The organism is Pinibacter soli (genome assembly GCF_029961145.1).
Lineage (GTDB): Bacteria > Bacteroidota > Bacteroidia > Chitinophagales > Chitinophagaceae > Pinibacter > Pinibacter soli.
The window spans coordinates 2,271,895-2,294,815 of record NZ_JASBRG010000007.1 but is presented as its reverse complement, the minus strand read 5'-3'; the positions used below and the strand labels follow the sequence as shown (position 1 = coordinate 2,294,815).

13 protein-coding genes are annotated in these 22,921 nt (G+C 42.8%); 8 read left to right on the top strand and 5 right to left on the bottom strand.

Going from position 1 to position 22,921, the window contains the following annotated elements:
* Positions 1 to 177 precede the first annotated feature (177 nt).
* The 5 genes from QJ048_RS19675 to QJ048_RS19655 form a co-directional block, all read right to left on the bottom strand.
* Positions 178 to 1,386 (bottom strand): glycoside hydrolase family 130 protein, encoded by a 1,209-nt coding sequence (locus QJ048_RS19675; RefSeq protein WP_282336140.1) that lies wholly within the window; start codon positions 1,384 to 1,386, stop codon positions 178 to 180.
* A 180-nt stretch (positions 1,387 to 1,566) separates the two neighbouring features.
* A complete protein-coding gene (locus tag QJ048_RS19670) occupies positions 1,567 to 3,111 on the bottom strand; it encodes an IPT/TIG domain-containing protein (RefSeq protein WP_282336139.1) in 1,545 nt (514 codons plus the stop codon).
* A gap of 39 nt (positions 3,112 to 3,150) precedes the next feature.
* A complete protein-coding gene (locus QJ048_RS19665; RefSeq protein ID WP_282336138.1) occupies positions 3,151 to 4,287 on the bottom strand; it encodes a glycan-binding surface protein in 1,137 nt (378 codons plus the stop codon).
* Between the two features lie 42 nt (positions 4,288 to 4,329).
* Positions 4,330 to 6,018, bottom strand: coding sequence for a RagB/SusD family nutrient uptake outer membrane protein (locus QJ048_RS19660; protein WP_282336137.1), 1,689 nt, complete (start codon positions 6,016 to 6,018; stop codon positions 4,330 to 4,332).
* 12 nt (positions 6,019 to 6,030) lie between these two features.
* Positions 6,031 to 9,213: a SusC/RagA family TonB-linked outer membrane protein gene (locus tag QJ048_RS19655; RefSeq protein ID WP_282336135.1), complete on the bottom strand. Its 3,183-nt coding sequence runs from the start codon at positions 9,211 to 9,213 to the stop codon at positions 6,031 to 6,033.
* 544 nt (positions 9,214 to 9,757) lie between these two features.
* Here QJ048_RS19655 and QJ048_RS19650 point away from each other — a divergent pair.
* The 8 genes from QJ048_RS19650 to QJ048_RS19615 all read left to right on the top strand — a co-directional run bounded on the left by QJ048_RS19650 (position 9,758) and on the right by QJ048_RS19615 (position 22,715).
* Positions 9,758 to 12,214, top strand: a complete 2,457-nt coding sequence (locus tag QJ048_RS19650; RefSeq protein WP_282336132.1) for a glycogen/starch/alpha-glucan phosphorylase — start codon at positions 9,758 to 9,760, stop codon at positions 12,212 to 12,214.
* 318 nt (positions 12,215 to 12,532) lie between these two features.
* Positions 12,533 to 14,605 carry a glycogen debranching protein GlgX gene (gene glgX / locus QJ048_RS19645; protein ID WP_282336131.1) on the top strand — a complete coding sequence of 691 codons (2,073 nt, stop codon included), beginning with the start codon at positions 12,533 to 12,535 and terminating at the stop codon, positions 14,603 to 14,605.
* Between the two features lie 267 nt (positions 14,606 to 14,872).
* Entirely contained in the window at positions 14,873 to 15,748 is an 876-nt protein-coding gene (locus QJ048_RS19640; protein WP_282336130.1) for a hypothetical protein, read from the top strand.
* 139 nt (positions 15,749 to 15,887) lie between these two features.
* The gene (locus tag QJ048_RS19635; RefSeq protein WP_282336129.1) at positions 15,888 to 16,544 is read left to right on the top strand and encodes a CAP domain-containing protein; all 657 of its coding nucleotides are present in this window, start codon (positions 15,888 to 15,890) and stop codon (positions 16,542 to 16,544) included.
* Between the two features lie 130 nt (positions 16,545 to 16,674).
* A complete protein-coding gene (locus tag QJ048_RS19630; RefSeq protein WP_282336128.1) occupies positions 16,675 to 19,455 on the top strand; it encodes a type I restriction endonuclease subunit R in 2,781 nt (926 codons plus the stop codon).
* A gap of 54 nt (positions 19,456 to 19,509) precedes the next feature.
* The gene (locus QJ048_RS19625) at positions 19,510 to 20,766 is read left to right on the top strand and encodes a restriction endonuclease subunit S (protein WP_282336127.1); all 1,257 of its coding nucleotides are present in this window, start codon (positions 19,510 to 19,512) and stop codon (positions 20,764 to 20,766) included.
* Between the two features lie 41 nt (positions 20,767 to 20,807).
* Positions 20,808 to 22,217 carry an SIR2 family protein gene (locus tag QJ048_RS19620; RefSeq protein ID WP_282336126.1) on the top strand — a complete coding sequence of 470 codons (1,410 nt, stop codon included), beginning with the start codon at positions 20,808 to 20,810 and terminating at the stop codon, positions 22,215 to 22,217.
* 6 nt (positions 22,218 to 22,223) lie between these two features.
* Positions 22,224 to 22,715, top strand: a complete 492-nt coding sequence (locus tag QJ048_RS19615; protein ID WP_282336125.1) for a TIR domain-containing protein — start codon at positions 22,224 to 22,226, stop codon at positions 22,713 to 22,715.
* Positions 22,716 to 22,921 lie beyond the last annotated feature (206 nt).

Sequence of the window (22,921 nt, the reverse complement as noted above, 5' to 3'; positions counted from 1 at the left end):
CTGCGTTGAAGTTCCGATTTTACTGCGTATCGGAATCTCGATGAGGAATCGAATCGGGACGACGCAACGATGATGCAGAGAATTACAAATGCCTGGTTCCAAAAAACAAAAAACCGCTCCATTGGAGCGGCGGTTCTAAGGGTTATGGGTTAGGGGTAATGAGAAACTTTTTACTTTTTAATTACTATTAGCAGGCTGTAGCTTTTGCTCACGAACATAAGCTTTGTTCGCGTTGATCATACCAAGAAGTCTTTGTACTGTAGTCGCTGAACGCAGACCATCCGACGGCGTATTCATTACATAATCCAGTAACTGATCGATGGTGGAAACTGCAACGTGTACGCGGCTGTCTGATGAAGCGTAATAAATAAATACCTTGCCATCGTCATCCATTATCCAACCATTGCTGAACACCACGTTTGAAACATCGCCGGTTCTTTCATCACCTTCAGGTGCAATAAAATAACCGGCAGGTTTGTAAGTGATTTTTGTGAGATCTTTCAAATCTGTCATAAACAGGTAGAGCACGTAACGCAGACCGGCCGCGGTGTTGCGCACACCGTGTGCAAGATGCAGCCATCCATATTTTGTTTTGACAGGTGCTGGGCCCTGTCCGTTCTTTAGCTCATTGACGGTGTGGTACATTTTCGGATCGATGACTGTTTCTTCGGTTACTTCCGCTCCAATAATTCTATCACTCAATCCAAATGCAATACCACCGCCTTGTCCTGCTTCGATAAAGCTGTCCTGCGGACGCGTGTAAAATGCATATTTGCCGTTTACAAATTCAGGATGCAAAACAACATTGCGCTGCTGTGGCGATTTTGTTTTAAGATCAGGAAGGCGTTCCCATTTCTTTAAATCCTTACTGCGCACAATGCCGCATTGTGCCACCGCAGAGCTTTGATCGCCGGGAGCTGCCGCAGGATCTTTTCTTTCTGTACAGAACAAGCCATAGATCCAGCCATCATCATGGGCTACCAAACGCATGTCGTATATGTTCGTATCCGGATTTTCTGTTTCGGGAATAACAACGGGTTCATCCCAGAATTTAAAATTATCAATGCCGTTATCGCTTTCTGCAATGGCGAAAAATGATTTGCGATCATTGCTTTCAACACGCGGCATTAAGATGTATTTATTGTTCCATTTTATGGCGCCTGTATTGAAAACGGTATTCACACCAAAGCGTTCCATTAAGTAGGGATTGGTGGATTCGTTAAGATCATAGCGCCATGTGATTGGGATGTGTGCAGCTGTTAGTGCAGGATGGTGAAACCTTTTGATGATGCCGTTACCGCCTTCAAGTGGTTCGTTTTTTTGTGTAAGAAGGGTTTCATGATTTTTCTTCAGATACTCCAAACGCTCGTTAAATATTTTCTCCATAAAGTTGCTTTTTAAAACCATGCACTCACCGGAAAATGATTGCTGTTATACTGGTGACTTTTATCTTTCCGGTATTAGGGTTACCTCACGAAAAAGCAAAAGCAATTTGAGCAAGCGTATAGCTTTTGCCAAACAGAATACTCAAATCGCCTTTTTCGCTTTTGTAGTTTTGCAGATAGATTAATTAATTCCCATTGCATCTACATATACTGTAAAGCCGCCGTTGCCGGTTGTTTCCTGCAGTATGATGTCCGTTATGTTCGCGCCGCTGATCAGGGACGAAAGTGGGAAGGCATAGTCTGTCCATTTGCCTTCAACTATGGTGATGCTCTGGCCTCCAGCTCCATTTAATTGCAGATTTACCGTTTTGCCGTTGCTGCCTGGCGCACCATAAATTGAAATTTTAAAAGTTGTGTACGAGCCTTTGGCAACTGTGGCACCTCCAAGTTGCAATGGCGATCCCCAGCCACCTACATAATCTATCTTTATTGATTTGTCGCCTTCTCTCACCGGCGTTGTGTTGGCGTAATTTTTATTACCGCCCCAACCATCGCCTGTCCATCCATTCCAGTTTGTTACAGCATCCTTATAAAAAGGAAGCGCAATGGTAGGAGGAGGAACGGCTCCTGTTATCTGAAGAATATTTGGAGATTGAACAGTTAGCGTAGAGTTCAATACGCTCAAAGTTATTTTCCCTTCAGTTACGCCGCTTGGAACTTTCACCACGATCTGTGTTGCAGATTGGCTCACGAAAGTGGTTACGGCATTCGCGTTTTGAAATGCTACCGCAGTAACGAGGTCGAGGTTTGTGCCGGTAATGGTAAGATTTGCCAGCGGATCAACCGGGTTCGGCGTCATATTCGTAACTGCCGGTAACGATACCTGCAAGCTAACAGGGCAAATGGTTTGCACGCCCGATGCGGCTTCCAGTGTTACGTTGCCTGCGGTTGTGGATGCAGGAACCTTCACTACGATTTGTGTTGCAGACTGACTAACAAAAGTGGTAACAGCAGCAGACACACCTGTGAAGTAGATCTTCGTTGTAAGATCGAGATCTGTTCCGGTAATAGTTAAGTTGGTTTGGTGCTTAACAGGATTTGGCGCAAGTGCAGTTGCTTTAGGCAGCGTTACATGCAATGTGTCTTTTGTTTCCACAAAGCCAGAATCTGTACCTGCGTATTTAAGCACCAGCGTTCCTGTTTTTGCGTCAACAGGAACTTTTACCACGATTTGAGTCATACTTTGGCTCACAAATGTGGTCGCTACTTTACCATCGGTAAACGTTACTGCACTAACCCAGTTTAAATAATTACCGGTAATGGTAACGTTATCGCCGGGGCGTGCAGTTCCTGTAATGGAAGTAACTGTGGCAGCGATGCCGATGTTGAATTGCGTTTTTGATGTTACATTACCTGTTGGTGATTTTAATGTAACATAACCTTTCTCTGTTGTTGCAGGCACCACCAGATAAATTTCTGTTGCGCTTTGACGAACAAATTTGTTGCTGGCAACAGTTGCTTTCTGGAAGTCGATCTCTGTAACCTTGTCAAGGTTATTACCAAAGAAGCGTATGGTGTCGCCGGGGCTTGCGCCTGTTGGGCCAAAGCTTAGCAATTGCGTTGATCCATCGTTGGCAGGAGCGGAGTCTTTTTTACATGCTATGAAGCACAACGATCCAATCAAGATCGTTAGTAACAGCAAACGCACGTTATAAATTATTTTCATTTTTATTGATGTTATGATTGAACTAATTTTTTCGGGAGGCTACTTGTTAGATTTTGGAACAATTCTGAAACTGTCAAAACTAATGTCAGCATCCAGGTCGCCGGGCCCCTGCATCAACAGCATTGCCCAGTAGCCATCAGGATTTACAGTCGGCTTTACTGTATAGCTTTTCCATACTTCATCGTAAGAAATAACAACAGTTTGCCATTGACCTTTAGAATCATAAGGAGGTGCCCATTGGTAGTTGACTGCATCCTGAACGCTCGTGCCCGCGTTGATTCTTATCATGCCGTTGTTATACGGTTTCATGGTGCAGATTTCAAACTTCAGGTAATATTTTTCAGGATGAAGAATAGCATCATCAGGAATTTTTTTGCTGTGGTTTGGCATTGCAGATGCCGGGCCGTCTGCAATTTCGTTCCAGCTCCAGCTTGCCAGTTTTTTATTTACGCGAATGTAATTGCCGCTGATCTTTGGAGGATCGCCGGGGCCGGGATTGGTTACTACAAGGTTTTCTTCGTGCCATCCTTCATAAGGGTCGCTGGTGATAAACTGGTTTCTTGGATCGCGGAACCAGAAGTCAGATGATGTTATACCAAAATTTGTTTTCACTGTAATTGGCCCTGGTTGTGCGTTTGCAGGCACTTTGAATTTTAGTACACCATCTGCTACAGAAACAATTTCGCCAGTTGCACCTCCGGTAAATGTTACCGTTAATGGTTGGTAGAAATAGTTGCCGATAATAGTTGCAACATCTCCTGCATTCACAAACTCGCAGGTCATGCTGTTTAACGATGGCTTGCTGATGTCAACACTGAAGTTATACTTCAGTTTGTAGCCATTCGCAAAAACGATCGTCATTATGTTGTTTACTGTGGTTGGAATTTTGCTTGGCACAGACACCAGGATAGAGTTGCCGCTAATGTAAGTTGGTGTTAGCCTTGACTGCTGATCGTTGAACCAAACTTCTCTTGCTTCCTGCAGATTGGTTCCTACAATGGCAATGAGTTGTCCCTGGTTTGCGGACACCAGCAAAGAGTCTGAAGACACGGGATTCGTAACTCTGATATAGTTGATGACAGGCGTTGGTGCCGCGTCTTTTTTGCAGGAGTAAATGATACTTGCTGCTGCAAAAAACATCAACAGGGTGAATAATATTTTATATATAGATTTCATTGAAGTAATATTTCTTTTTCAAAAAAATTGTGACGGAACTAACTAAAGCTTATAATCAACTGGTGGTTTTGATAAATTAGGAGCCTTGCTTAATTCAGTATTTGGAATTGGAAGCAGGAAGTTTCCATCATTTGCAACAACCTTTCTTTCGGTAAACCATGATGTTTTATTGAACGTCCATAAAGTTGGGTTAGGCATTTGATCTGGTTTTGCAAAGAACAAGCCTCTGTCTTGCGCGTTCAGCATGTTATATGCTTTTTGCGGGTTCCAGTAGTGCAGGCTCACAAAGTCGTACCATGCCATGCCTTCCATAGCAAACTCTTTAAATCTTTCTGAAAAAACCTTATCAAGTGTAAGAGGTCCGCTACCGTTCTGGCCGCCTACTTCATAGGCTGGTAAACCTGCTCTTTGATGAACTGCGTTAAAGTATGCTACAGCGGTCGCGTCGGATGTGGAAGCAGCATTACCAATAGTTGCTTCTGTATATATCAGGTACATTTCTGCCAGGCGCATCATATACGTATCGTTAGGGTAGTGTTGCTGAGATGCAATGCCCGCAAGATCCAGCGGTGATCCGATCACATATTTTTTAACAGACAGGAAGTTGTTGTCTGTTCCGCTAAATGGAAATATCAATTTTGTTTTGTCCGTTACCTTGGTTATTTCCGGGTAGTAAAAACCGGGTAGCATGAACGTAGCATGTAAGCGTTGATCTACGGTTCTTCCTTTTAATGTGTCAGTTCCCTGAGCAACAAATCCATCGTACTGGCTGAGCATCCACCATGTTGCGCCTTTATCGCCGCCCCATCCGCCAAATGAAATGTCCGGGCTGTAAGCTAAATATTCCGGCATACTGTTAGCCGTTCCCCATGCTGATGTTCCTGAAAATACCCACTGTAATTCAAACAAAGATTCGGTGTTGTTATTGTATGGATATTTGAAAAGCTGTTCGTAGCTGTCAAGTAGTTTATATCCACTGCGTGTAATTACATCATTTGCATAGTATTTGGCGCTATCTAAAAACTGCTGTTTCCTGGTACCGCCGCTGCTTTCCACGCCTGCCCTGGTTAAATAGAAACGGGCAAGCATACCTTCTGCGGACCATTTGGTCAGTCTTCCCTGCTGTGCCGCGGCTTCTGGAAGATCTGCTGCTGCAGCACGCATTTCACTGGTAATAAAGCGCCAAACACTTGATACAGTATTGCGGGCAATGGAAGTATCAAAAAGTTGCTCAACGTTGTTAGTGATAATTGGCACGGCGCCCCAGTTCATCACAAGGTAGCGATAAGCCAAAGAGCGCATAAATCTTGCTTCTGCTATCGAAATCTTTTTTGTTGAAGCTGTTACCTCCGGACCTGCATATTTGTTGATATTGTAGATTGCCATGTTAGACTGTGCAACCACGTTAAAGAACGCACGCCATGAAGCTCCGTTCTCGCCATTGTCGCCAGTTGTGTTAAACATTACGTTGCCTCTGTCGTTCCATGCAGAGAAAGCAGAACCTCCTCTGAAGTCGCCAAGGTTGTACATGGCCTTGTCATTATAGTCAAACCATACTTCACTGTAAAGTAAGCTGGTCGCGGCTTTTACCTGGTCGTCCGTTTTATAGAAATTCGCATCTACCACTGCGTCTTCCGGTGGCATATCGAGAAAGCTTTTCTTGCAACTTGATAATGCTGCAACAGCAAGTATCAATGTGGCGAAATAATTTTTATATCTGATGTTTTTCATTTTACAAGTAGTTTAGAAGTTAACACTTACTGCTGCATTATACATTCTTGTTAATGGGTAGCGACCAAAGTCGATACCAATTGCCTGGTTGTCCGTTGATGAGCCTGTGCCTACATAAGAGCCAACTTCCGGATCGTATCCTTTATAATGAGTGATCGTTAATAGATTTTGCGTTCCTACTGTTACACGTAATCCTTTAACCACTTTCGCGTAGCCCAGCCATTTTGCAGGAAAGTCATAAGTAAGTGAAATGTTTTTCAAGCGCAGGTACGAACCATCTTCCAAAAATCTGTCAGTAATCTTTGCATAGTTGTTGTCGCTTGCTATCTGGTTGTTGGTAATGCGCGGAACATCTGTGCCCGGGTTGATGAGCTTAGGATTGCCTGGGTCCTTGCCATCAATCTTCGCGTATTCCATGGCTTTGGTCAGCAAGTTTCTGCTAAGGTTGATATTGTTTGGATTGCTCGCTTGTGCAGCTATGAAGTTGTATACCTGGTTGCCATAAGAGCCAATGATCAACATACTTAGTTCAAACCCTTTGTAGCTGAAAGTATTGGTAAGACCACCGCTAAGTTTTGGCCATGGGTTACCAATGTCGGTCATATCATCTACAGTAATTTTGCCATCGCCATTAAGGTCTTTATATTTTACATCACCTACCCACAAGCCTGTGTTTGGATCTGCCGGAATTTTGTTGCCGCTGTTATCAACCGGTCTTGGGCTTTTGTTGATGTCTGCCACAGACTGGAACAAGCCGTCTTCTTTATATCCTCTGAACAACCATGGCTCTGAACCAAGCGTTGAACGTTGCGTCCAGTTGTTCATCCACCATGAAGTTCTTTCAAGAAAAGTCTGGCTGTTGTTCAAAGATGTTACGATGCTTTTGTAATGTGAAATATTCAGGTTCGCGTCCCATTTAAAATCTTTATGATCGATGATGGCTGCGTTGATGGTGATATCCCAACCTTTCGTTTGCATTGATCCGGTATTAACCTGGGGTGCGTTTAAAGATCCGGGGCTGCTATTTGTTCCCATATAATCCGGCACGCTTGCTTTCATCAAAAGATTGCTGATGTTTCTCTCGTAGTAGTTTCCTTCAATGTTAAATCTGCTGTGCAGGAAACTTGCATTAAGGCCCAAGTTATAGCTCCCGGTTTCTTCCCATTGCAAAGCCGGGTTGGTAAATGTGGATGGAAGAAAACCTGTTCCCCATCGAGTGGCACCGGTAGCCAATGGTGCGTATACGCCAGATTTGTTGCCCTGGTTACCATTTAAACCAGTTTCATATCTAAGCTTCAATTCGTTCATCCATGAAACGTCATAGAATTTTTCCTGGCTTATTCTCCATGCTACAGATAAAGAAGGGAACGCCCCCCATCTTTTGTCCGGGCCAAAATTTGGTGATCCGTCTTTTCTGTAGGCAGCAGCTACAAGGTAGCGGTTATCGTAGTTGTAGGTAACCCTTCCGAGATAAGATTCCATGCCGCTTGGATAAGTACCGCCGCTGTTGGTTGCAGTAAGTGGGTCGCCTGCATTTATATCAAAAATGTCATTGGTAAGAAATCCTGTTCTTCCGGCGGTTAACGCCTGGTACTTTGATTCCTGTGCCTCGTGGCTCGCCATCACTGTAAAGTTGTGCTTGCCTATTTGTTTTGCATATTCGATCCACTGGTTCCAGTTCCAATAGTAACTGGAATAGGTACCCGTAGTTAAAGACGCAACAGTGTTGTAGTGCCATTGGTCAATATTATAAGTAGGTGTGTAATAAGTAGAAAGACCATTACCAAAACTGCTACTCAAAGTACTTTTAATGGTAAGACCTTTTACCGGCATAATGCTAACATTAAAGCCGCCCATGAACTGCCTCTTCATATTTGTATTCGTGATGAGGTTTGCCAGTGCGATCGGGTTGATTGGTGCATATTGATTGGCTCCGTTTACAGGATCGCTTCCGCCCCATGATCCGTCGAAATTCGTAACGGGAATTTGAGGTGTCAGTCTTAAAGCGTTTGCAATGAGTGGGCTTTGTGCATCGCCATAGTTAGTGGTAGTAAGGTTTTCATTGGTTTGATTAAAGTTGATATTAGCACCCAGGGCCAGCCATTTTTTCGGCTTGCTGTCAACGTTTAATCTTGTGCCATATCTTTTAAAACCAGAGCCGGCCGCAATACCATCCTGATCCAGATATTCGCCGGAAAGGTAGTAGGTAGTTGCGTTGCTTCCACCGCTAAGGCTAAGCTGGTGCTTGTTCATGGCCGCGTTGTTGAACAATTCTGCCTGCCAGTCGGTGCCCGCACCAAGCAAAGAAGAGTCTAAAAACTCACCCGGAGTGGTACCGCCTGCAATAGCGTGGTATTGTTTTACCATGCTTGCATATTGCGACAGGTTCATTACAGGAAGATGATCCGGAGGTGTTTGCAAACTGTATTGATAGCCGTAGTTTACCTTGAAATCACCGGACTTACCTCGTTTAGTGGTGATTAGTACCACGCCATTTGTTCCTTGCGAACCGTAAATGGCCGTTGCAGACGGACCTTCCAATATTTGTATATCCTCAATGTCTGCAGGGTTTAAGCCTGACAAAGGATTGGATGAAGTTGCGTTACCAGAACCAACATCAGCCCCCTTGATCTGTACATCATCAATAACATACAGTGGCTGAGTAGTGCCGTTAAGCGTACTGATACCACGGATATTAACCGACATGCCGCCGCCCGGCTGACCCGAGTTTTGTGTAACATACACACCGGCTGCACGGCCCTGCAAAGCTTGTTCAACAGTGGTGTTCACCGTTTTTTCAATCGCCTTTGCATTAATTGATTGTTGGGCAGTTGTAAGGTTTGCTCTTTTGGAGGTACCATAGCCTATCACTACAATGTCACTCAACTGTGTTCTGGAAGATTGCAGCACAACTGCGAAAACGGAGTTGGTGCCAATTGGAACTTCTTTTGTAGAAGTGCCCACGTTACTTACTACGAGTGTAGTGGCGCCATCCGGAACTTTGAGGGAGAACTTTCCATCGGCATCTGTGAGCGTTACTGCTTTGGAGTTTTTCACGGCAACCGTAGCGCGAAAGAGCGGGTTACCATTGTTGTCACTTACTGTACCAGAAATTGTTCTGCTTTGCGCCCACGAAATATGGCATAGGGCAAACGCAAAGAACAAGACTAGTACTAGCTTGGTCAATTTTGTCATAACGGCAAGTTGTTTTGGTAAAAATAGTTTGCAATTTGTCATAAGTTAGAATACTTTTTTATCACTTATATATGTTTTTCTGACAAGTTTTCTTGCCAAGTGTCTGTATTACAAGAAAGTTTTAAAAGAAAGTTTAACGGGGAAACAGTGATACTTTATTAACTTATTTTATTCTAATATGTAGGAGGTTGCTGGTTAATGGGCTGTTCGTAATCGGTTGCAGGCGCTGGTTTTACCGCGAAGAATGGATAGGATTTACTGCAAAAGTGGAGGCAACAAACGCTGTAAAGTAAGCAAATAGAAAATGTTCTGTTTGTTCCTTTTGCGCGGTGATCCGCCAGTAATTGCAAACAACTCCTGGCGTCCTTTGGAGTTAAGCAATTACCACCAAATTACACAGTTGGAAATACGGCTTACCGCCACCAGCCAACGGCTACATAATATCCATTATCAACAACTTTACTGCAACTCGCTTGTTTATATAACCGGTATTTGCCGGAACCAGATCTAACAACTAAATAACTATCAACTAACAACTAATGCAATGACTAATACGCTGGTACAAAATGAAAGCATAAACAAGGTTGAGGAAATAAAAGATTCCATACTTGAGCATCTTTGTTTTAACCTGGGAAAATCTCCACGCATCGCCACGTTGCACGACTGGTACATGGCCACGGCCTATGCGGCACGCGAACGAATGATGCGCAACTTCGTGAGCTATACCGAGAAAATGCAGAACAAAAAATTAAAGATCGTCGGTTATCTTTCTGCAGAGTTTTTGATGGGGCCGCATCTCGGCAATGCACTTATTAACCTGGGTATAGAAAATGAAACAAAAAAAGCGGTCGAGCAACTAGGCATTAACCTGAATGACGTATTGGAACAGGAGGAAGAGCCCGGTCTTGGTAATGGCGGTTTGGGGCGGTTGGCTGCATGCTATCTGGATTCGCTTGCTACTCTGCAGGTGCCGTCAGTTGGTTATGGCATACGATATGAATTTGGCATCTTCGATCAAACTATACGCGATGGTTGGCAAGTAGAAGTTACCGACAAATGGCTGCGCAATGGTAACCCCTGGGAGATTGTAAAACCCGAACTTAACTACACTGTAAAACTCGGCGGCCATACTGAAAGTTATACGGATGATAAGGGTAATTACAGGGTAAAATGGATGGCTGAATCTGAGATCAAAGGCATTGCATATGACACACCTGTGCCGGGTTATAAAAACGGCGTGACCGGCATACTTCGTTTATGGAAGTCGGAAGCTGTGGAGTCTTTCGATTTTCATGCATTCGACAAAGGTGATTACTATGGCGCTGTGCATGAAAAAGTGTTTTCCGAAAATATTTCCAAAGTGCTATACCCGAATGATGTGTCTGATGAAGGTAAAAGGCTGAGACTATCCCAACAATATTTTTTCGTTTCATGTTCTTTGCAGAATGCATTTCACATACTCAATTTGCGTGGGCTCAGCATAGAAGAATTTCCCGAGTCGATGACGTTTCAGTTAAACGATACACATCCCTCTATTGCAATTGCCGAGTTGATGCGCTTACTGATCGATGAGCACCAGGTGAGCTGGGACAAGGCATGGGACATGACTAAAAGAACTTTCGCGTATACCAATCATACCTTGTTGCCTGAAGCGCTTGAGAAATGGTCGCTGCCTTTGTTTGCCCATGTGTTACCAAGGCCGCTGGAAATTATTTATGAAATCAATAGTCGCTTTCTTTTAACTATTAGAGATAAATATCCCGGGGATGAAGATAGAGTAAAACGCATGTCGATCATTGATGAACGTGGCAATAAATCAGTTCGTATGGCGCACCTGGCAACGATTGGCAGTCACGCTATCAATGGTGTTTCGGCCTTGCACACAAAATTATTGAAGCAGGATGTGCTGCATGATTTTTATGAACTGGAGCCTGAGATTTTCTTCAATGTTACAAACGGAGTAACGCCAAGGCGATGGATAAAACTGTATAATCCACGACTGGCTTCACTTGTTACAACGCATATTGGTGAAGGTTGGGTAAATCATCTTGAAACAGATCTTATAAAGCTGGAACAATATGCTAATGATGCTTCCTTTCAGCAAGCATGGCACGATGTAAAGAGGCAAAACAAGACTGATCTCGCAGACTTGATACAGACCGTTGTTGGTACCAAAGTAAATCCCGATTCATTGTTTGATATACAAGTGAAACGCATTCATGAATATAAGCGTCAACATTTAAACGTGCTATACATTGCACATTTGTACAATCGTATAAAGCAAAAACGCGCAGAAGGTATTGTGCCGCGTACATTCATTTTTGGGGGCAAAGCTGCGCCCGGATATTTTATGGCAAAGCTGATCATTAAACTGATCAACTCGGTTGCTGAAACGGTTAACAATGATCCCGAAGTAAATGGCCTGATCAAAGTGGTATTCTTTCCAGATTTCAACGTGAAGAATGGTGCGCATGTTTATAAAGCGGCAGATTTATCGGAGCAAATTTCTACTGCGGGCAAAGAAGCTTCCGGTACGGGCAACATGAAATTTGCAATGAACGGAGCGCTTACCATTGGTACGTTTGACGGAGCTAACATAGAAATAATGGAATGCGTGGGCGAGGAAAATTTCTTCCTATTTGGATTGCATGCCGCTGAAGTAGCAGAGACAAAAGCCAACGGCTACTGGCCCTATGATATTTACAATAATGACCAGGAGCTGAAACAAGTTATTGACATGATTCAGTCGGGTGTTTTTTCTCACGGCGATACCAATGTTTTCAAGCCGTTCGTAGATTCATTGCTCAACGTTGATCCGTTTTTGGTGTTCAAAGATTTTCGTGCTTATGTAGAGTGCCAGGAAAAGGTTTCAGCTGCGTACGCCAATCAAAAAGTATGGACGAAAATGTCAATTCTTAATGTTGCAAGAATGGGCATGTTTTCATCCGATAGATCAATAAAAGATTATTGTGAGAATATCTGGAAGGTCGCGCACGGGTAAAGCTAAACGCCTAAAGCTTTATGTTGCAGCGTCATTGCGAGCCCCTGCAAAATTGCGACGTCGCACCAGACATGAGAAGGCTGGAATATCGTGAACGGGGCGAAGCAATCTCAGATGCGCATCGAGATTGCTTCAGCCGTTCGTAAACGTGGTGCTTTGTTTATTTTCTTTCGGTCTGTCAGCTCCGCGGGCTTCGCAATGACGTCGCCGATTGTAACCTATGCTCAATAGAATTACTGCTGTACAAGTGAGTGACACAACCAAAGTTTAATAGCAGTACAAATGTTCGTTCCATAAAAAAATGCTTCAACAATTGCAATGCAAGTCGCAAAAAAACACATCCACGAATATGGCGAAACTTTTCCACTGGGTTCGACGATCGTTCCCGGAGGCGTGAATTTTTCTTTGTTCTGCAAAAATGGTACAGCCGTTGAATTATTACTGTTTGATAATGTAGAAGCTATCGAACCAAACAAGACAATAAAGCTCGATCCGAAAAAAAATCGAACCGATCAATACTGGCATGTGTATGTTCCCGGCCTTACAAGCGGGCAATTGTACGCATACAGAATCGACGGCCCGCATGAGCCTGCAAACGGACACAGGTACGATGCCACTTCAATACTACTCGATCCTTATGCAAATGTGGTGGCCGTGCCGGAAAAATATAACAGGCGTGCAAATGCCGATGAAAGGAAACTCGGTACACCGGCGATGAAAAGCGCTGTTGCTGACCTTTCGGTGTACGATTGGGAAAATGACAAGCCTATTGAACGGTCATTTGCAGAAACCGTTATTTATGAAATGCATACTGCCGGATTTACACTCAACCCTAATTCAACTATAGAAGCCGCGAAACGCGGCACGTATGGCGGTGTTATTGAAAAGATCCCCTATCTCAAAGAGCTGGGAGTTACAGCGGTAGAGCTGTTGCCCGTGTTTCAGTTCGATGCACAGGACAGCCCGGAGGGAATGATCAATTATTGGGGATATAGCCCCGTGTCATTTTTTGCGCCGCACCAGGCTTATAGTTCTTCCAAAGATCACATGCAGGTGTTGAATGATTTTCGCGACATGGTGAAAGCCTTGCACAAAGTGGGTATAGAAGTGATATTGGATGTAGTGTTCAACCATACAGCAGAAGGAAGTCACGATGGTCCTTCATTTTGTTACCGGGGTATAGATAATTCAGTGTATTATATTTTAGAAAATGACAAACAGTATTACTCCAACTTTTCCGGCACAGGCAATACTCTAAATGCCAATCAACCGATCGTGCGAAGAATGATCATTGACAGCCTCCGTTTTTGGGTTTCGGAAATGCATGTAGATGGTTTTCGCTTTGACTTGGCTTCTATTTTGTCAAGAGATGAAAAAGGCTCAGCCATCGAGAATCCGCCGGTGTTGTGGGACATCGATTCTGATCCCGAATTAGCCGGTACCAAGCTCATCGCCGAAGCATGGGATGCTGCGGGATTGTACCAGGTTGGTAGTTTTGCGGGTGACAGATGGAAGGAGTGGAACGGGGTCTTTCGCGATGATCTTCGAAAATTCATGCGGGGAGACGAAAACACTTTGTCGCAACTCGTAACCCGCCTGATCGGAAGCCCGGATATTTATAGTTATCGCAATCGCGACCCGGAACAGAGCGTCAATTTTGTTACCTGCCATGATGGATTCACACTCAATGATCTTGTTTCCTACAATCAGAAACACAACGAAGCTAACGGGGAAAACAACCAGGATGGTTGCAATGACAATTGCAGCTACAATTTTGGCATAGAAGGCCCAACAAATGATCCCGCTATTGAAACTATACGCAACCGGCAGGTAAAGAATTTTCTTGCACTCACTTTGCTCTCCGTTGGCACGCCAATGATACTGATGGGTGATGAAGTACGCAGAACACAAAACGGCAACAACAACGCCTATTGCCAGAATAATGAGTTGAGTTGGTTTGACTGGTCGCTGGTTGACAAGCATGCCGGGCTGTTGCGATTTACAAAAAATCTGATCGTTATTCGCTTGGAGCGCGATATGTCGAAACCAGAATATAGCATGACATTAAACCAACTTTTGGGCAAGGCTGTTATCTCCTGGCACGGCATCAAACTCAATGCAGCTGACTGGTTGCCCAACTCTCACTCGGTTGCTTTCACGGTAGAATCACTCAGCGGAAATTTGACCATGCATTTTATGCTTAACGCTCATAAAGAAGCCCTTGAGTTTGAACTGCCCGAGCCGCCACCCGGCGTGCAGTGGAAGCGATGGGTCGATACCGCACTAGCCTCTCCCGATGATATTTCCCATAGGAAAGAGGCGAAAAGTGTTGCCGGTAAGGAATATAAAGTGGAGGCATTTGGCTTTGCATTGTTGTTTTGGGAAAAGTGAGCACGCAGATGACGCTTCCGCTGGTAGAACTTCTGGCAATAAAATGTTTCCATTGCTTCCTTTATTCCCGATAAATTAATATATTGACAAAACAAACCTCTGCCAACCGCATTTATTGTTCCTCCTACGTCAATTGTCATGCAAATAAACGAGTTGATTATTTGATTGAGTCGTTGTGCATTGCTTTTTCGCGTGATAAAATGTCTATACCCTCACAATCCGTTAAACCCAGGTTCAATTTTTAACCTCCCATATAAACCCTCTTTTATGAAAAAGAACAAACTGGCAAATGCAGTGTTTGCCCTGTCTCTCGCCTTCGCGACTTTCTTAACCAGTTGTCAGAAATTAATTGATTATATCAATAAGCCTGGTAATGGCAAAGATGTTTCTGATATCTGCCAGGTGCAAACAGTCTCCTCTGTCGGTCAGTATGGTCCCGCCAACTACGTTTTTAATTACAACAAACGAAATGAGCTGGAAAGCATTATTGCAACTCCGTTGGGCACCGGTAATCCCAATACGTTTTTTATTTATGACAAAAAGCATCGCGTCAGCCAGGTGCTATATTCTTTCACGGCTACTCCAACAACACCAGGCCAGGTGTGGGCCTGGCATAAATTTGACTTCAATAAGGCGGACCAGATTATAAGAGACACCATGTACGGATTCACGGTCATTGGACCCGATGGCGCAGTGGTGCCGTCTCCGCAGTTTTTGAGTGTTTCTATAATTAACTACGATGCTTATGACAGGGTGGTTGCCAGTGACGATAGTGTTTGGGCATTTGGAAGTTTTGCGAACACATATCACTATGCCTATAAGTATGATGGACGCGGCAATTTAGCTTATCAGGCAAGGCAATACCGCGGCACGACAAATCCGTTGCAACCTTATAATGATACATTCAGGATCGCCCCATACGATGATAAAATAAGCATCAGGCAAACCAATAAAATGTGGATGTTCATTGACAGGAATTATAGTATAAATAATTCATTTAGCAGCGCTACGTATAACAACTACGGATTGCCGGTGTATTTCGACGGCTTTCAGTACTTGCAGGGGCTTGTTACACTACTGCCTTTTATCTATGGCAACGTAACCGTGCAGTACCTGTGTGACGGAAAAGGCAACAGCAAGTAACTCAGAAATAATTTGAATAATAAAAAGCAGCGTAGCAGTTTTTGTACGCTGCTATCATGGTTTCGGGAACGGGTATTGATGAACTGGCACTATGTTTGAAGGGAGTTGATTTGGAAATTGTTTCCCCCAAACTTTTTAGATGATACAAAAGGTGAAATTTATAAAGATTGTTTCGGCGTTGATTTTTAGTTCTATAGTCATTTCGTGCCAGGCCGCGCAGGCAAACATTAGCAATTCTGATGGTCGCGATACCGCAATCATGAACTACATGAAAAGGCAGCCTGCTTTTTCAAAACTTTCCAACCGTGAACAGGATGTGTTGTATTGGGTAAATGTAGTTCGCGTTCATCCACGCGAATTTTACGACAAATATGTTGCATCGTATGCAAGCAACAATGGGAAAGCAAACAGTGCGAATGTACGCTCCCTGAAAAATGAACTTTACAAAGCAAGTCCCGTTACTCCACTTATAGTGATCTCTACGTTAAATCAAACGTCGAAGAATCACGCGACTGATTTAGCACGTCATCAGCAATTTTCTCATAGCTCCTCCGATGGTACCACATTCAGCCGCCGCATGGCGAAGGCCGGAATACCGGGGCCGTGCGCAGAAAATATGTATAACGGTGGTGACGCTGCGCTGGATGCAGTGATTACGTTACTCATTGACGAAGGCGTTCCCGGCTATGGCCACAGGCGTAATCTTCTTAACAAAAATGCAAGGCTGATCGGTGTTGCATTTATTCCTTATAACTCCGGTAGTTTTATTTTGGTGCAGGATTTTGTGACACTTTAGTTTGTTGTCAATTGGTTGGTAAACTGAGCGATATTCAATGTGACTCTCAAGTCGCGACATATCAGAATGAGGACTTCCCAGATCAGATTTTCCAAAATTTCACTTATTTTGTGGGCTAAGCCTTAATCAGTTGAATCAAAACCCCGAGCAACTTGCCAGAGACAGGATCGACGCCGAGCTACTGCGGAGCGGCTGGATCATTCAAAATAAAACGAGCATCAACCTTGGTGCCGGCGTTGGCATTGCCATCAGAGAATATCAAACAGATATTGGTCCCGCGGACTATGTACTTTTCGTCAATAAAAAGCCCGTCGGCATAATAGAAGCCAAACGTGCAGAAGAAGGCGAGCACCTTACCATTCACGAAGAGCAAAGTGAAGGCTATGCTACCGCCAAACTAAAATATTTACAAAACGACCCGCTACCTTTTGTGTACGAAAGCACGGGCGAACTTACCCGCTTTACCGACTATCGTGATCCAAAGCCAAGGTCAAGACCTGTATTTAGTTTCCATCGTCCGGAAACATTTGCCGGATATGCAAAAGAGGAAAAATCGCTGCGAACAAGGCTGCACGATTTGCCCGCTTTGGTTGAAAGAGATTTAAGAGATTGCCAGATCACGGCCATCAATACACTGGAAGATTCTTTTAAGAAAGCGCATCCAAAGGCATTGGTGCAAATGGCAACGGGTTCCGGCAAAACCTTTACTGCTATCACTTTTGTGTATCGGTTATTAAAATATGCCAAAGCAAAACGCATTCTTTTCCTGGTAGACACCAAAAACCTTGGTGAACAGGCCGAGCAGGAATTCATGGCCTTTGTGCCCAATGACGACAACAGAAAATTTACCGAACTATACGGCGTTACCCGGTTAAAAAGCAGTTTCATTCCTGCAGATAACCAGGTGTACATCTCCACCATCCAGCGCATGTATTCCATATTGAAAGGTACTGAGATGGATGAAAGCGCGGAAGAAGAAAATCCCAATGAAGGTTTTCAACCAAGGGAACCATTGCCCGTAGTGTACAATGAAAAAATACCACCAGAGTTTTTTGATTTCATAGTAATTGATGAGTGCCACCGCAGCATTTATAATTTGTGGAAACAAGTGCTGGATTACTTTGACGTATTTCAGGTGGGCCTCACTGCAACGCCCGACAACAGGACGTTTGGCTACTTCAATCAAAATCTTGTAAGCGACTATGGTTATGAAAAAGCGGTGATAGATGGCGTGCTTGTTCCTTACAATGTTTTTACAGTAGAAACAAAAATTACCAAAGATGGCAGCACGATTGCACTCGGCGAAAAAGTAGACAAGCGAGAACGGCTTACGCGAAGGAAATTTTGGGAATCGGTAGATGAAGACATTGAATACAGTGGCAAGCAATTGGATAAAGACATTGTGAATCCAAGCACTATCCGCATGATCGTTCGCGCCATACGCGACAACCTGCCTTTCATGTTTCCCGATCGCCTGGATAAGGATGGAAAATTTGAAGTACCTAAAACGCTCATCTTCGCCAAAACGGATTCGCATGCCGAAGACATTATAGAAATTGTGCGCGAAGAATTTGCCGAAGAAAATAAGTTTTGCAAAAAGATCACTTACCGCAGCGATGAAGACCCCAAAACCGTGCTCAGTCAGTTTCGCAACGATTACTACCCACGCATAGCCGTAACCGTAGACATGATTGCGACGGGCACCGATATTCGCCCGCTGGAAGTGCTCGTGTTCATGCGCGATGTAAAGAGCCGCAGCTACTATGAGCAGATGAAAGGCCGCGGCACACGCACCTGCTCTCTAGAGGATTTAAGAACCAAAGGCACGCCTTCTGCAAAGTTTAGCAAAGATCATTTTGTGATCATTGATGCCATAGGTGTAGAACAATCTCAAAAAACAGATAGCCGCCCGCTTGAAAAAAAGCCAGGCATGAGCCTGAAAGATGTGCTGCAAAACGTAGCGATGGGTAATACCAGCGAAGAAATATTGAGCACACTTGCTAACAGACTTGTGCGCCTCGATCGCCAGATTAATGAGAAAGAAAAAGCCAGCTTTGCCGATCAGGCGGGTGGGGCATCCATTGGGCATGTGGTGAAGCAGTTGCTGAATGCCTATGATCCCGATACGATAAACAATATACAGACAGCTGTAATCCGCGAGAACATCGGCACATCGCCCGATCATATCAATACAACAGCGAAAGCGCAGCACGATAAATTGATTGAACAAGCAGTTGCTGTTTTCAACAATCCTGAGCTGCGCAACTTCATAGTAGATGTGCGCAAAAAATACGACCAGGTAATAGACCACATCAACATAGATGCGGTGACAAAGATGGGCTGGGTAAAAGATCAGGATGCTGCTGCTGAATTGACCATCAGCAATTTTAAAGCATGGATGGAGGGCCATAAAGATGAGATCACTGCGTTGCAGATTTTCTATAGCCAGCCTTACCGCCGCCGTGAACTCACCTACCGGATGATAAAAGACCTGTGCGACAAACTCACGAGCGAGCAGCCGCTACTGGCGCCCTCGCATGTATGGCGTGCATACGAGCAGCTGAAGCAGGCCGGCGGTGCCGCCAAAAACGAACTCACTGCACTCGTGAGCCTCATACGCAACATATGCGGCATAGACGACACGTTGACGAGTTATGATAAAATGGTGGACAAAAACTTTCAAACCTGGGTATTTAAAAAACAGGCCGGTACCACCACCAAATTTACCGAAGAACAAATGCAGTGGCTGCGCATGATAAAAGACTATGTGGCCGGCAGCTTCCACGTAGAAAAAGAAGATTTCGAACTCGATCCGTTTAATAAAAACGGCGGACTAGGCAAGTTCTATCAGCTTTTCAAAAACGATTATGAACTTATTTTGCAGGAGCTGAATGAGGCGTTGAGTGCGTAAAAAAAGTAAACAGATTTTTATGAGCCAGATAGTGCTGGATAACAATATTGAACAATGAAGGAAGAAGGAAATAACGAACAATTGCCGGAGGGTTGGAAGTGGGTGAGGTTAGGGGATGTGTGTAAGAAAATTGGAGATATCGATCATAAGATGCCGAAGCAAGAAACAACTGGATATCCTTATGTGTCTACAAAGGATTTTACAGACGATTTAAAGATTTCATTTGAAAATGCAAAGTATGTTTCGGAAGAGGATTATTTAAATCTATCAAGAAAAATAAAGCCTGAAAGAGGAGATATAATTTTCCCTCGATATGGCACAATTGGGAAAAACATTCTCATTGATTTTGATAAGGAATTTCTAGTCTCATATTCGTGTGCAGTTATTAAACCTGATCGCGATCTAGTATTATCAAAGTATGTTTATTTATATTCTTTGTCTCCAAAGATTTGGGAGGAGATTAGAAAGTATATAGTTGAAACTACTCAAGCAAATGTTGGCATTTCCTCTATAAAACGATTTGAATTTCCTCTTCCAAATATTGAAACTCAACAAGCTATTGTTTCCAAAATAGAAGAACTCTTTAGTGAGTTAGACAAAGGCATAGAAAACCTGCGCACCGCCCAGCAGCAACTAAAAACCTATCGGCAAAGTGTATTGAAATGGGCATTTGAGGGGAGGTTGACAAATGAGAATGTGAAGGATGGGGAATTGCCGGAGGGGTGGAAGCGGGTGAAGATTTCAGAAATTAGTAAAGTAGTGCGTGGAGGTTCCCCAAGGCCAGCTGGTGATTTGAGATATTATCAGGGTAATATCCCTTTTTTGAAAGTAGCTGATGTGACAAACAATGTGGGGATGTTTTTGACAACTTTTCAATATACTATTAAAGAAGCGGGTTTACACAAAACCAGGCAAATAAAACCCAATACTCTACTACTGTCAAATAGTGGAGCGACACTTGGGATCCCAAAGATTTGCATGATTGATGCGACAATAAATGATGGTATTGCTGCATTTTTAGATCTTGACCAAAGAAGTAATCAATACCTATATTATTTCTGGGAGAGTAAGACTAGAGAGTTGCGGAACATTAATATGGGCGCGGCTCAACCCAATTTAAATACTGATCTAATTAAGGATTATAACCTTCCTTATTGCTCGTTTGAGGAACAACATAAAATTGTTGAAGGAATTGAAAGCCGCTTAAGTGTTGCTGATAAAATGGAAGAAAGCATTAATGAAAGCTTGCAACAGGCAGAGGCTTTGAGGCAGAGTATATTGAAGAAGGCGTTTGTGGGGAAATTGATTTAATTATAGGGTTAAATGAAAAAAAATCCTAAACAACATTAACTATGTTTTATAATAAGGAGATTGAGTATTTTATTTCTGATTTTGTCAGCGAACTTGGCGATAATAACGTCGCTATTTTTGCGGGTGCAGGTTTGTCTGCGCCGTCAGGATTTGTAGATTGGAAGGGCTTGATGAAAGATTTTTCTGATCAAATCGACTTAGATGTTGAAAAGGAAGATGACCTCATAAGCTTAGCACAATATTACTTAAATAAGCAAAAAGGCAATAGATACTCTATAACAAAAAAGTTAGTTGAAGAATTCACTCAAGACAAAATTCCTAACGATAATCATCGCATACTTGCTCGCTTACCGATTCCAGTATACTGGACTACCAACTACGACCGACTTATTGAAAAATCACTTGTGGACAATAATAAAAAGCCGGACTCTAAATATGCAAAAGAGCATTTCGTTAAAACAATTCCGAAAAGAGATGCTATAGTTTATAAAATGCATGGGGATATTGAGCACCTACATGAAGTTGTTCTTACTAAAGATCAGTATGAATCATATTATGAAACGCACTCAGCATTTTTAAGCACTTTAGCTGGGGATTTGACGGCAAGAACATTTTTATTTATAGGATATAGTTTCAACGATCCCAATTTGCAATACATCTTAGCGAGGGTAAGAGTTTTATACAAAGATCATCAGCGAAGACATTACTGTTTTTTTAGAGAACTAAAGCAATGGAAAAATGAAAGCTACGAGGATTTTGAGTATAGAAGGGTTAAGCAAAAGTTGATTATTGAAGATTTGGCAAGATTTAATATTCATGTGCTTCTTGTCAAAGAGTACGAAGATATTACGAAGATTCTTTTAGAAATAGAGAGGAGATACAAAATGAAAACTGTGTTCATTTCCGGAAGCGCTTACACTTTTGACGGTTTCAAAAATAATGGAGCAGAGCTAGGGAGAGAATTGTCAATTGCCCTTTTGAAACATGGATATAAAATTGTTTCCGGATTTGGTCTGGGTGTTGGGCAGTATGTTATAGACGGAGCGCTTGATGAGATCTATAATAACCGAAAGGAACGCTTATCAGATCAACTTCAACTGTTTCCATTCCCTGTTTCATCAAACTCTCCGGATATCCAAAATAATTATCGTGATAATATGATATCACATGCTGGGATTACAATATTCTTATTTGGAAACAAATTAAAAGACGGTAGTTTAATTAATAGCCCGGGTTTAGAAAAGGAATTTAAAATTTCAGAGCAGAAGAAATTGCTGCTAGTGCCTGTCGGTGCAACTGGATATGCTAGCAGGGAGCTATGGAATGAAGTGATTAATAATTATGATAAATACTACCAAGAAAAAAATAAGTTTGAAATGTTGAAAAAGTTAGGCGACACTTCACTAACAAACTCCCAATTAATTAATATAATACTAGAATTTATAAAATAATATAAAATGGCAAGAAGAGTGTTTTTCAGTTTTCATTATGAGAATGACGTTTGGAGAACAAACATTGTTAGAAATAGTTGGCTTACGAAACCTGATAGCGAAACTGCAGGTTTCATTGATGCAGCAGAGTTTGAATCAGTTAAAAAGGGTGGAGATTCGGCAATAAAAAAATGGATAGACAATCAGCTAGTTGGAACAACAGTTACTGTTGTATTAATTGGCTCTGAAACCAGTAACAGAGATTACATTAAATACGAACTGGAACAAAGTTGGAAAAGAGGGAATGGTATTATTGGAATTTACATCCATCAGTTAAAGGATAGGTATGGCAATAGCAGCCTCAAAGGAAATAATACTTTTGGGCCCTTATTTTCGAGCCAACTTGACAGTAAGAAATATTTCTATGAACGTTTCGAAACTTACGATTGGGTTGATGATGATGGTTATAATAATTTTGGTAAATGGGTTGATATTGCTGCAAAAAAAGCTGGTAAATAAAATGACACAAGCTGTTCGACATGTTAGTGAAGCGCATGTCGAACCTACAGATAACAGGGATTTTTAATTTGCTGCAACGTCTATACATTTCAGCAGAAGGCGCTGAACAGAATTACAAATGTACAAGTGTGCGACGCAACAGAAGCTTAATAGTAGCAACAGAGCTTAGTACATAATAAAAATGGTTTAATAATAGCGGGTTACAC

What these genes read in the sequence shown, in the direction of transcription:
- QJ048_RS19675 (WP_282336140.1), bottom strand. Translation starts at nt 1,386, where the DNA reads ATGGAGAAAATATTTAACGAGCGTTTGGAGTATCTGAAGAAAAATCAT.
- QJ048_RS19670 (WP_282336139.1), bottom strand. Translation starts at nt 3,111, where the DNA reads ATGAAAATAATTTATAACGTGCGTTTGCTGTTACTAACGATCTTGATT.
- QJ048_RS19665 (WP_282336138.1), bottom strand. Translation starts at nt 4,287, where the DNA reads ATGAAATCTATATATAAAATATTATTCACCCTGTTGATGTTTTTTGCA.
- QJ048_RS19660 (WP_282336137.1), bottom strand. Translation starts at nt 6,018, where the DNA reads ATGAAAAACATCAGATATAAAAATTATTTCGCCACATTGATACTTGCT.
- QJ048_RS19655 (WP_282336135.1), bottom strand. Translation starts at nt 9,213, where the DNA reads ATGACAAAATTGACCAAGCTAGTACTAGTCTTGTTCTTTGCGTTTGCC.
- QJ048_RS19650 (WP_282336132.1), top strand. Translation starts at nt 9,758, where the DNA reads ATGACTAATACGCTGGTACAAAATGAAAGCATAAACAAGGTTGAGGAA.
- glgX (WP_282336131.1), top strand. Translation starts at nt 12,533, where the DNA reads ATGCAAGTCGCAAAAAAACACATCCACGAATATGGCGAAACTTTTCCA.
- QJ048_RS19640 (WP_282336130.1), top strand. Translation starts at nt 14,873, where the DNA reads ATGAAAAAGAACAAACTGGCAAATGCAGTGTTTGCCCTGTCTCTCGCC.
- QJ048_RS19635 (WP_282336129.1), top strand. Translation starts at nt 15,888, where the DNA reads ATGATACAAAAGGTGAAATTTATAAAGATTGTTTCGGCGTTGATTTTT.
- QJ048_RS19625 (WP_282336127.1), top strand. Translation starts at nt 19,510, where the DNA reads ATGAAGGAAGAAGGAAATAACGAACAATTGCCGGAGGGTTGGAAGTGG.
- QJ048_RS19620 (WP_282336126.1), top strand. Translation starts at nt 20,808, where the DNA reads ATGTTTTATAATAAGGAGATTGAGTATTTTATTTCTGATTTTGTCAGC.
- QJ048_RS19615 (WP_282336125.1), top strand. Translation starts at nt 22,224, where the DNA reads ATGGCAAGAAGAGTGTTTTTCAGTTTTCATTATGAGAATGACGTTTGG.